Annotated in this window: 8 protein-coding genes; 5 read left to right on the forward strand and 3 right to left on the reverse strand. The window is 68.3% G+C overall.

What is annotated here, in order from left to right:
* The first annotated feature begins 4 nt into the window (after window positions 1-4).
* Window positions 5-679: a pyridoxamine 5'-phosphate oxidase family protein gene (locus tag MSZK_RS20730; protein WP_099250505.1), complete on the forward strand. Its 675-nt coding sequence runs from the start codon at window positions 5-7 to the stop codon at window positions 677-679.
* Here the strand turns inward: MSZK_RS20730 and MSZK_RS20735 are convergent.
* The 3 genes from MSZK_RS20735 to MSZK_RS20745 all read right to left on the reverse strand — a co-directional run bounded on the left by MSZK_RS20735 (window position 627) and on the right by MSZK_RS20745 (window position 4,092).
* The gene (locus MSZK_RS20735) at window positions 627-2,060 is read right to left on the reverse strand and encodes an MFS transporter (RefSeq protein WP_233211424.1); all 1,434 of its coding nucleotides are present in this window, start codon (window positions 2,058-2,060) and stop codon (window positions 627-629) included. The two genes, MSZK_RS20730 and MSZK_RS20735, sit on opposite strands and share 53 nt — an antisense overlap.
* 366 nt (window positions 2,061-2,426) lie before the next feature.
* Entirely contained in the window at window positions 2,427-2,657 is a 231-nt protein-coding gene (locus tag MSZK_RS20740) for a hypothetical protein (protein WP_142389969.1), read from the reverse strand.
* Between the two features lie 112 nt (window positions 2,658-2,769).
* Window positions 2,770-4,092: an FAD-dependent oxidoreductase gene (locus MSZK_RS20745; protein WP_099250507.1), complete on the reverse strand. Its 1,323-nt coding sequence runs from the start codon at window positions 4,090-4,092 to the stop codon at window positions 2,770-2,772.
* Between the two features lie 101 nt (window positions 4,093-4,193).
* Here MSZK_RS20745 and MSZK_RS20750 point away from each other — a divergent pair, with 101 nt between their 5' ends.
* The 4 genes from MSZK_RS20750 to MSZK_RS20765 form a co-directional block, all read left to right on the forward strand.
* A complete protein-coding gene (locus MSZK_RS20750; protein WP_099250518.1) occupies window positions 4,194-5,057 on the forward strand; it encodes an ion transporter in 864 nt (287 codons plus the stop codon).
* A gap of 254 nt (window positions 5,058-5,311) precedes the next feature.
* Window positions 5,312-5,575: a hemophore-related protein gene (locus MSZK_RS20755; protein ID WP_233211425.1), complete on the forward strand. Its 264-nt coding sequence runs from the start codon at window positions 5,312-5,314 to the stop codon at window positions 5,573-5,575.
* Window positions 5,576-5,910: 335 nt separating this feature from the next.
* The gene (locus tag MSZK_RS20760; protein ID WP_099250508.1) at window positions 5,911-7,521 is read left to right on the forward strand and encodes a PfaD family polyunsaturated fatty acid/polyketide biosynthesis protein; all 1,611 of its coding nucleotides are present in this window, start codon (window positions 5,911-5,913) and stop codon (window positions 7,519-7,521) included.
* 8 nt (window positions 7,522-7,529) lie between these two features.
* Window positions 7,530-10,813 (forward strand): type I polyketide synthase (locus MSZK_RS20765; protein WP_142389970.1); only part of this gene is annotated, 3,284 nt, incomplete at its 3' end.

Here is a 10,813-nt window from a genome sequence, read left to right on the forward strand (position 1 = left end):
GCGCATGCCGCAACCATCCACCAGGGTCAGTCGCCTGCCGGAGAAGCAGAACACCTCGCGCGCCCGACTCGACGAGCTGCTCGACGCCACACCGCTGGCGACCATCGCATTGATCCGCGACGGCCACCCGGTGATCTTTCCGATCGGCTTCGCCCGGATCGGCGATGAACTGGTGATTCACGGTTCGACCGGTTCGCCGTGGATGCGTCAGCTCGCAGGCGGGGCGCCCGCCGCGGTCTCGGTCACCGCGCTCGACGGAGTCCTGGTGGCGCGCAGCGGTTTCGAATCCTCTTTCCAGTTCCGCAGCGCGGTGCTGTTCGGGGTGTTCGACGCCGTGGCCGATGCCGACAAGGTCCACTACCTGGAGACGCTGACCGACACCTTCATTCCGGGCCGGGTCGCCGAGTTGCGCGCCAGCTCGCGTAAGGAACTCGCCGCGACGATGGTGCTGCGGATGCCGATCGGCGCCGACAATTGGTCGCTCAAGATCGGCGACGGCTGGCCGGAGGACGAAGACGACGACATCGCCGCCGGAGCCTGGGCCGGGGTGGTGCCGCTGACCACGACATACGGCGAGCCGCAACGGGCACCCGACTGTGATCCCGCCACCCCGGTGCCGCCGTCGGTCAGGGCGATGACCGGTGAGCTGTCGAACCGCCGGGGGAGACTGCCTCACTAGCAACGGGTTTGGGCCGCAGGACGAAACTGAACCCGAGCGCGATCACGCCGATGCCGACGACGGTCCACAGCGCTTGGTGGAAGGTCGAATCCGTGCCGGAGCCGACGATCGGTCCCGCCCACGCGAATCCCAGGGAGAAGCCGATACCGTAGCTGGCATTCGCGATACCCGGCAGAGCTCCGGGTTCCTCGTCAGAGGCCTGCAGCACGCCGAGCGAACTCAGCGGGGTGAGAATCACTGCGGTGCAGGTGAATCCGAAGACCAGCATCAGCCCCGCCACCGCGTACTTGTGGTCGGTCAGAACACCCATCAGCGTGACCACCACCACGGTGGCGGCGATCCCGGCCCGCAGCACGGTGACGAAGCCGATACGGACCGCGAGCCGGCCGACGAACGGCGCAGTGAGGACCTGAACGATCGCCCCAGGGGTGAGGAACAGCAACGCCGTCATCGTTGCGTTGAGGCCGAAACCGGAATCGGTGTCCTCGGCCAGGCTGGGCACGATGAAGCCGAGCACCACCATGAACGACCCCATCACCAGAATGGTGACGACGAGCAGGGGCCATGCCTCGCGTGAGCGCAGATGCGTAAGCCCGACCAGGGGATGCTCGACACGGTTGTTGGCCACCACAAATGCCACGGCGGCGGCGACGGTGATCGCCAGGCAGATCAGCGCGGGCGTCGAGGTCCACCCTGCGTGACCGCCGTTGGACAAGAACATCGTCACGCCGCCGACGGTCACCGCGATGAAGACCGCCCCGACCCAGTCCATCCGTCCTTCGGCGCCGGCGCCCTCGTCGGCCGGAACCCACTTCCACACGAACCCGGCGGCGAGCAGGCCGACGACCAGGATCAGCACGAAGATCGAGCGGTAGCCGAACGCGTCGGTCATGATGCCGGCCAGGAACGCGTCGCCGCCGGCCACCCCGCCGTTGATGGAGGCCATCACCCCGCAGCAGACCCCGAACGTGGCTCCGGACAGCCGCGCCCGCAGAATCAGGAAGGCCAGCCCGTAGGTGATGTTCGAGGTGCCCTGCAGGAATCGGCCCACCACCACGATCGGCAGCGACGAACTCAGGCACAGCACCGTGCCGATGCACATCACGATCACGATCCCGATCAGGACCCGTTTGCGGCCGATGTAGTCGCTCCATCGGATCAGGACGACGTTGGCGATCGCCCCGGCGAGGTAGAACGGTGTTGACATCGCCACGAACGCCCCGTGGCCCAGCGTCTCGTTGATGTCCCGGATGGCCGGGGACAGCATGGTGGCGTTGAGCGAGAACGACATCAACCCGAAGACCAATGCGGTCACCAGCAGGACGATCTGGCGGCGGGACAGGGAATCGGTCTCGGGCGGGGCGGCGGGGTGCTGACTCACGAAGCTGACTCCTCAAGCGAGTGACGCTGCGGGGTCGGCCGCCCAGACCGCCGGTGCCCGGCAAATGTCTGTGCATCGTATGCGAGGAGTCGGCGCCTGGGGTGCTATCGGCGACGTCCCCACGGGGTCAGCAGGGTGCGCCAGAGTTTCCGGAACGACTCGGGGAAGACCACGTCCTCGGTGCTACGCGGCGTCGACGGCGGTCGTTTTCGATCTTCCGGTCGGTCGGGATCGCGAGACTCAGTGTCGGACACGGCCGCACCCGGTGGACTGGATCTCGCTTCCGTTGCGCATCTGCCCCCGCTTCGCCGGTTGGCGTCCCAGGCTATCGGACCGCGGCCGTCGCGTCTGGCAAACCCGGGCGGCTCACGCCCGCGCCCGAGTGCTCGGGTGCCGGGCCACCGCCGACAACCATTCGGCGCTGACCGTCAAGTCGTCGAGTTGACGATCGATCCCGTCGACCCTGGTGGACATCTCGCGCAACTGCCTGGCCAACTCGGCTCGCTGCATGACCAGCTTGGACCGCATCCGCTCGAGCATCGCCAACAAGGCCTGCGCTTCCGAACGGGTTGGTGTGTCGGTCGCGTGTGCTGTCATCGGCATCTCCTTTACAGGCTGGCGGAGTACCCCCAGAGTGCGCCGATCAGACCTCCCGATGCCAGGAGTTTGGGACACCGGCAGGCGGTTGGCAGCCCGCGCAGAGCAACGCTCAGGCGAGAACCCGGTTGGCCTCCCGCATTCCGCTCAGGTAGGCGCCGTGCACTGTGCCGAACCATTCCGGATTGGTGGCTTCACCGGCGAACATCAGCCGCTCGCCGACCGGCTCGCCGAGCGCCGCCATGTCGTCGGGGCTCGACCCGACGGCCAGGAAACTGTACGAGCCGCGAGCGTATTGATCTGTGCCCCAACGAGTCACGATCGAGCCGATGGGTGACGGCGCCCCGAGCGCGGTGACCACTTCGGTCACTGCATCCTGATCGGAGAGCGATTCGCGAGACCACGCGGCTTGGCCGCCGCGCAACCCCACCAGCAGCGGCTTGTCGGCGAACACCAACCCGTTGACCAGATCGGTGACGGGCTGGTTGTTGCCGACCAGCCCGATCATCGGGATCGATTCCGGCCAGAACGGAGTGTCGAAGACGACGACGACCTTGTTCAGCAGCCCGAAGCCGAGCCGCGCGATGGCCGCGCGTTTGGTCTGCGGCAGCGGCGGGTCGAAGGTGATGGCGCCGGCCTTGAGCACACCGAGCGGGACGGTGACGATGACTCGGTCGGCGGTGACGGCGCCCTGCGCGGTGTCGAGGCGAACCTGGTTGCCGCCGTGGTCGATTCGCGTGACCGCCATGTTCTGCCGGATGTCGAGGCCCTTGGCCAGGTGCTGCGAGAGCTGGGTGTAGCCGCCCGGCAGGATCACGTCGGGACCCTTGAACTGTCCCTCGCTGCCCAGCCAGCGCAGCGACATCTGGTCGGGATCGGCCGCGTACTCGCCGGCGATCCGGGAGGTGACGTTCCAGGCGACCAGCGGGTCGTCGAGGTTCGCGATTCCGACCAGGCCGTCGGTAACCGACTCGCCCGCGCCGGCGTCGGCACTGAGTTCGTCGAGGCGGTCGGCGATCCGGTGCCAGTCGTCGACCGAGGCGGCGGCCGCCTGGGGATCCACCGGCCGGCGATTCTCGAGCAGGACGAAGTCCTCGAAATCGGTGGACACAGTCCTGGCCCCGACGTCGTGGGCGAGTGCGGTCAGCGGGTTGGCATCGGTGCCGTGGATCCAGGATGCGCCGATATCGATCGGCACCCCCAGAGAGGTGTCGGTACGGGTCCGCCCGCCGATCCGGTCCCGGGCCTCGAGCACCGTGACGCGCACACCGGCGTCGGCCAGCCGCCGCCCCGCCGCCAGCCCAGCGAAGCCGGCGCCCACGACCACGACGTGTTCAGCGGTCTTGTCGTCATCGCCGCCGCATCCGGGGAGCAGAGGGGTGGCCGCGAGCGCGCCGAAACCCAGCAGGAAGCCGCGCCGCCCGACCGAACGCATGGCGGTGACGCTATCCCGCGGCACCGTCGGTGATCTGTGAAATCACCGATGTCGAGGGCGGTTCCCCGGTGCGAGACATCGACCTTTGCTATGCACGTACGGTGCAATCCGCGTCGCGCGACTCGGCGGTCGGGCCGCCGACCACATCCACCCCCGTGGTCGTCCGGCGCTGCCGCGCGCTGATCGCCAATCCGGTCTTCGAAACCGCGATCGTGATCGTCATTGTGATCAACGCCACAATGCTCGGGCTGGAGACGTTCGATTCGGTCGCCGACGGCTGCCACGGGGTCTTCGATGTGCTCTACAACGTCATCCTCGCGGTGTATGTGATCGAGTTGCTGATCCGGTTCACCGCAGCCGGCTGGAGTGTCCGGGAGTTCGCCGGGACGCACTGGAACGTCTTCGACTTTGTCGTCATCGCGGCGTCGTTCATTCCGGGCCTGCGGGCCACCGCGATGCTGCTGCGTCTGGTGCGGCTGGCGCGGATCGTCCGTATCATCCGGTTCCTGCCCGACCTGCACGTGGTCATCGGCGCAATCGCCCGAAGCATCCCCGGGGTGGCCTCGCTGGCGGCGGCCACCGCACTGCTCATCTACATCTACGGGATGCTCGGCTGGGTGCTGTTCGCCGCCCACGACCCGGAGCACTACGGGAACATCGGCCGCGCGATGCTGACCATGTACATCATGCTCACGCTGGAGAACCTGCCCGACAACGTCGCGATGGGACTCGAGGTCTCGCCCTGGTCGGTGCTGTTTTTCATCAGTTACACCGTGATGCTGAGTTTCTTGGTGTTCAACCTGTTCATCGGCATCGTGCTGAACTCGATGGAAGAGGCTCGGGCGGTCGATCGTGCCAGACACGAGACCGACGACCTGCTCGGCAGGCTGCGGGCAGCGCGCGAGGCGCTCGCGGATGCCGAGCGGGAGCTGGCCCGCTCGCACCGCGACGATCGCGGCCGGTGATCAGGGCATCCGGGCCGGCTGCCGACCGGGCGGGCGCGGCCGAAACCTGAGCATCACCCCACGAGAGAGACCGTTTCGCCCACGCCAGGGAATCGGCGTGCTTAACTTGCCCGCGGTCCCGCGAGGCCCACTCCCGGCAAATGAAGAGGCGCCTGTCCATGAAATCAGCCCGATGCTTACGAACTGTCGTCATAGTCGGCGCTCTGACGGCGGCGATTCCGCTTTCGGCCACGGGCTCCGCGTCGGCGGACCCGATGACGGACGCGCTGGCTAACACGCCCTGCAGCTACGCGCAGGTGACGGCCGCTCTGGATGCGCAGGCGCCGGCGCTCGCCATGCAGCTCAGCCGGCGGCCGGACATGCAGGCCAATCTGCAGCAGTTCCTGGCCATGCCGGTAGATCAGCGCCAGCAGCAGCTGGCTCAGCAGCAAGCAGCCAACCCCCAGCTGCAGGCGATCCTGGCCGCCCAGATCGGCCCCCAGGTCACGCAGGTCGCCAACACCTGCATGAATTACTGATCCCGCGTTCGGTCGATCCCGGGCCGACCGCCAGCACCCCAGCGGCGGGGGCAACCGCACACCGTAAACAGGGTTATGGTATCGACGTTGCCCCTTGCCCGGCCTGATCCGGCGACCGGGCCGGTGCGCGATCGCCGGTATCCACATTTGCTGTCCGTACCCGTCGGCGGCCCACATCGGGAACAGAAAACGATCGCCCGCGTGTCGTTTCGGCAACGACCACACCGGGTGGCGGCGTACGATCCTCACAGAGTTACCGCCGGGTAGGTCGCCGGCTGGGAGAACGTGTTCTAAAACCGGGATTTGTCGCGCGCGTAAAGCTAGAGTCCCTCCTCATGCAGGCCACCTTGGCTAACTCTCATCCGACGAATGGCGCCTCGGTAGCGCTGCTTGATCGACCCGATGTCGGCGAGGCGCTGGCAGCAATTCGGCGCCCGGTTGCCGTCGTCAACTCCGCCCAGGGGCCGCGGGCTGTGTTGCTGGACGGCGCGGGGCAACTCACGCCCGAGATCCTGAGCCAAGATCTGCTCGCCGTCCTGCCACCGATCTACCCCGAGTGGCTGGGTGACCGCAGTTTCACCGCGACGCACGGTGTGCGTTTCCCCTATGTCGTCGGAGAGATGGCCCGTGGCATCGCGACGCCGCGGATGACGGTCGAAGGCGTGCGTGCCGGCGGGATGGCGTTCTACGGCAGCGCCGGGCTGGACCTGGCCACCGTGGAAGCCGGCGTGCTCGAGATCCAGGCCGCACTCGGCCGTGACTCGCTGGGATGGGGGGCCAACCTGATCCACAACGTGCAGAGTGACGGCCTCGAACTCGCGACGGTTGACCTGTTCCACCGCCTGGGCGTCCGCTACGTGTCCGCGTCGGCGTTCATGAAGCTGACCCCCGCCGTCGTGCTCTACGCGGCCAAAGGCCTGCGCCGCGATGCACACGGGCACGTCGTGCGCTCCGGGCACATCTTCGCCAAGGTCTCGCGGGACGAGGTCGCGCGGCAGTTCCTGTCGCCGGCTCCGGAAGCCATGCTGGCTGCTCTGGTGGCCGAGGGCCGGCTCACCGCGGAGGAAGCGGCGCTGGCCGGCGGGATCCCGGTGGCCGAAGACATCACCGCCGAAGCGGATTCCGGCGGCCACACCGACAACCGAGCGTTGACCGTGCTGCTGCCGCGGCTGATCAGCCTGCGCGACGAAATCGCCGCCGCCTACGGTTATCCCACCCTGCCGCGGGTGGGCGCGGCCGGCGGACTGGGCACCCCGGCCGCCGTCGCGGCGGCGTTCGCGGCCGGTGCGGCCTACGTCTTGACCGGGTCGGTCAACCAGTCCGCGGTGGAAAGCGGCTTGTCACCGGACGCGCGAACCCTGCTCGGGCTGGCCGAATCCACCGACGTGGCAATGGCACCCGCGGCCGACATGTTCGAGATGGGGGTGACCGTGCAGGTGCTCAAGCGCGGCACCATGTTCGCCCAGCGCGGCCACCGGCTCGCCGACTTCTACCGTCGCTATTCCTCGCTCGAGGAGGCACCAGCCGAGGAGCTCGCCAATCTGGAGAAGACGGTGCTGGGCCGCAGCGTCGCCGACATCTGGGCCGACACCGAGGCGTTCTTCGCCAAGAGTGACCCTCGGCAGGTGGAGCGTGCGGCGGCCGATCCCCGGCATCGCATGGCCCTGGTCTTTCGCTGGTACCTGTTCACCGGGTCGCAGTGGGCACGTGACGGCAACACCGAGCGCCGTGCCGACTACCAGATCTGGTGCGGTCCGGCGATGGGCGCCTTCAACCAGTGGGTGCGGGGAAGTTTCCTCGAGCCGGTGGAGGCGCGCACGGTTCGTCAGATCGCGCTCAACCTCCTCGAGGGAGCCGCAACGGTGACCCGCGCCGGTCAGTTACGCGCCGCCGGAGTCACCATGCCGCCGTCCGCCTTTGATTTCCGTCCACGTCCACTCGGATAAGGGTTACCTTGACTGACAACACGCCCCAGCCCACTGCCACTCCGATCGCGGTCGTCGCCATGTCGGCGATCTACCCGGGGGAGTCGGGGCTCACCGGCTTCTGGCGCACCATCACCGCCGGCCGTGACGCCATCAGCGAGGTCCCACCCTCGCACTGGCTGATCGAGGACTACTACGACGCCGACCCGAAGACGCCGGACAAGACCTACTGCAAGCGTGGCGGATTCATCGAGCCGGTCAACTTCGACCCGGTGCAGTTCGGCTTGCCGCCCAACGCGTTGCCGTCCACCGATACCGGCCAGATCCTTGCCCTGATCGCTGCCCGCCAGCTGCTCGACGAGGTGCAGCGCGGCGGCGCGGAGGTCGACCTGGACCGGGTCGATGTGGTGCTCGGTGTCGCCTCCACGACCGAGCTCGTGGTGCAGATGGGTTCGCGGATGCAGCGGCCGATCTGGCGAAAGGCCATGCTGGAGAACGGATTGGCCGAGGACGAGGCCGACGAGATCTGCCAGGACATCGCCGACCACTACGTACCGTGGCAGGAAAGCACGTTCCCCGGCCTACTCGGCAACGTCATCGCCGGCCGGGTCGCCAACCGGCTCAATCTCGGCGGCGCCAATTTCGTCACCGACGCCGCCTGCGGTAGTTCGCTTGCGGCGCTGCAGTCGGCATTGCACCGGCTGTATCTGCACGAGTCGGATGTGGTGCTGACCGGGGGCGTCGACGCTCTGAACGACGTGATGATGTACATGTGCTTTTCCAAGACGCCGGCCTTCTCGGCGACCGGTGACTGCCGGCCGTTCTCCGAGAGTGCCGACGGCACGATCATCGGTGAGGGCGTGGGCATGGTGGCCCTCAAGCGCCTCGCCGACGCCGAGCGGGACGGGGACCAGATCCATGCGGTCATCCGCGGCCTGGGCTCGTCGTCCGATGGGCGGGCGTCCAGCGTCTACGCACCCCGTTCCGAAGGGCAGGCCAAGGCGTTGCGCCGCGCGTACGAGCGGGCCGGCTACGACCCGTCGACCGTCGAACTCGTCGAGGCGCACGGCACCGCGACCAAAGCCGGTGACGTGGCCGAGTTCGCCGGACTGAAGTCGGTGTTCACCGACAGCTCCGCGCGCATCGCACTGGGCTCGGTGAAGTCTCAGATCGGCCACACCAAGGCTGCGGCGGGTGCTGCGGGACTCATCAAAGCGGTTCTTGCGCTGCAGCATTCGACACTGCCCGGCACGTTGAAGGTGGATAGCCCGAATCCCGCAATGGGGATTGAAGAATCACCGTTCTACGTCAACGCCGCGACCCGCCCGTGGGTCCGCAAGAGCGATCAGCCGCGTCGCGCGTCGGTCAGCTCGTTCGGCTTCGGCGGCAGCAATTTCCACGTGACGCTGGAGGAGTACCAGGGCGAGCACCGCGCCAAGCGGCTGCGGACGCTGCCGAGCGAACTTGTGGTGCTCAGCGCACCGTCGGAGGCCGCGCTGCAGAAGCGCGCCGCGGACATCGTCGCGGCCGCTCGCTCTGGCGACAGCCTGGCCCGCATCGCATTCGAGGCCGCCGAAGAGTTCGATGCCTCGCAGCCGGCACGGGCCGGTCTGGTCGCCACCGACGCCGAATCGCTGGCGACGGTGGCCGACCGGTTGCGCGGCGCACTGGCCGACGGCACCGCCGCGGGGCTCAAGGATGCCAATATTGCGATCGGCTTCGGTCCGGCCCGTGACGGCAAGACCGCCTTCCTGTTCCCCGGCCAGGGCAGTCAGTACGTGGGAATGGGTGGCGACCTCGCGCTCTCCTTCCCCGAAGCGCTCGCGGTGTGGGACGGCCTCGAGGGCGATCTGACCGATCTGTCCGGCGTGGTCTTCCCGGAGCCGGCGTTCGACGCCGCCACCGCCGACGCGCAGAAGAAAGAGCTCACCGCGATGGCCAACGCGCAGCCGGCCATCGCCGCGACCAGCCTGGCCCAGCTCGCCCTGCTCGACCTGCTCGGAGTGAGCGCGTCGGCAGCGGCCGGCCACAGCTTCGGTGAGGTCACAGCGCTGGCCGCGGCCGGCGTGCTGCCGACCGAGCGCCTGGTCGAAACCGCCCGCACCCGTGGCACATTGATGAACGAAGCGGGCCAGGGCAAGGACGGCGCCATGCTGGCCGTCTCGGCCAGCGCCGACGACGTCCGCGCGCTGCTGGACAGCGGCGAGTCGGGATCGCTGGTCATCGCCAACGACAACGCGCCCACCCAGGTGGTCTTGGCCGGCTACGAGTCCGACATCGCCTGGGCGCAAACGGCGGCCAAAGCCAAGGGCTGGACCGCGGTTCGGCTGCCGGTCGCCTCGGCGTTCCACTCGGAGATCGTGGCCGCCAGCTCGGCTCCGCTGACCTCGTATCTGAAGACACTGAAGATCGGGCAGCCCAACTTCCCGGTCTACGCGAACGCCACCGCCCAGCAGTACGGCGAGAACGTCGCCGAGCAGCTCGGTGATCAGGTCCAGCAAGTGGTGCGGTTCCGCGAGATGATCCAGGCGATGGCCCGCGACGGGGTCACCCGGTTCATCGAGGTCGGGCCCGGCCGGGTGCTGACCGGTCTGGTCAACAAGATCCTGGACTCCTCCGGGCACCTCGCGGTGGCCCTCGACGACCCCAAGGCCGACGGACTGCTCGGCTGGCATCGGGGACTGGCCGCGCTGGCGGCGGACGGCGTGGCGCTGGATCTGGTCGCCCTGTTCGATGCCTACGAAGAGCCGGTGAAGTTCGTTCCGGCGCCCAAGCATGTCGTCAAGGTCGGCGGAGCCAACCTCGGCAAGCCCTACCCGCCGGTGGACGGCAAGGTGACGATCACGTCCAAGCGCACCCGGGCCAGCGTGCAGAGTGTGCCCTCCGCTCCCGCACCGGTGGCGACCGCGCCCGCCGCGGCGGTTCAGCGGATGGAAGTGCCGGCGGCGCAGGCGCCCGCGCCGCTGGTGCAGCCGCAACCGCCGGTGGTCCAGCAGCAGGCGCCGGTGGTGCACCAGCAGGCCGAGGTTCAGGCCGAGATCATCGAGGCGCCGCTGTCCGGTGACGTGTGGAGCATCATCGACAGCATCCAGAGGGAGACCGCCGAGCAACATCGGCGCTACATGGATGTGGTGACGCACAGTCACCAGGCCTTCCTGGACATGTCCACCCAGATGATGGCGCAGATCGTGGGCCAGCCGGCCGCGGTCGCACAGCCGACCTGGTCGCTGCCCAGCGTTGCGCCGCAGGCTGTTTCGGTAACGGCCGCCGCTGCGCCGGTGCTCGCACCACCGGTGGCGGCCGCCCCGGTGGC

The sequence above is a fragment of the Mycobacterium sp. shizuoka-1 genome (assembly GCF_002723835.1).
Classification (GTDB): domain Bacteria; phylum Actinomycetota; class Actinomycetes; order Mycobacteriales; family Mycobacteriaceae; genus Mycobacterium.

Bases quoted from the DNA above. Each gene is read 5' to 3' on its own strand.
- MSZK_RS20760 (WP_099250508.1), top strand. From the start codon at position 5,911: ATGCAGGCCACCTTGGCTAACTCTCATCCGACGAATGGCGCCTCGGTA.
- MSZK_RS20745 (WP_099250507.1), bottom strand. From the start codon at position 4,092: ATGCGTTCGGTCGGGCGGCGCGGCTTCCTGCTGGGTTTCGGCGCGCTC.
- MSZK_RS20755 (WP_233211425.1), top strand. From the start codon at position 5,312: ATGACGGACGCGCTGGCTAACACGCCCTGCAGCTACGCGCAGGTGACG.
- MSZK_RS20740 (WP_142389969.1), bottom strand. From the start codon at position 2,657: ATGACAGCACACGCGACCGACACACCAACCCGTTCGGAAGCGCAGGCC.
- MSZK_RS20730 (WP_099250505.1), top strand. From the start codon at position 5: ATGCCGCAACCATCCACCAGGGTCAGTCGCCTGCCGGAGAAGCAGAAC.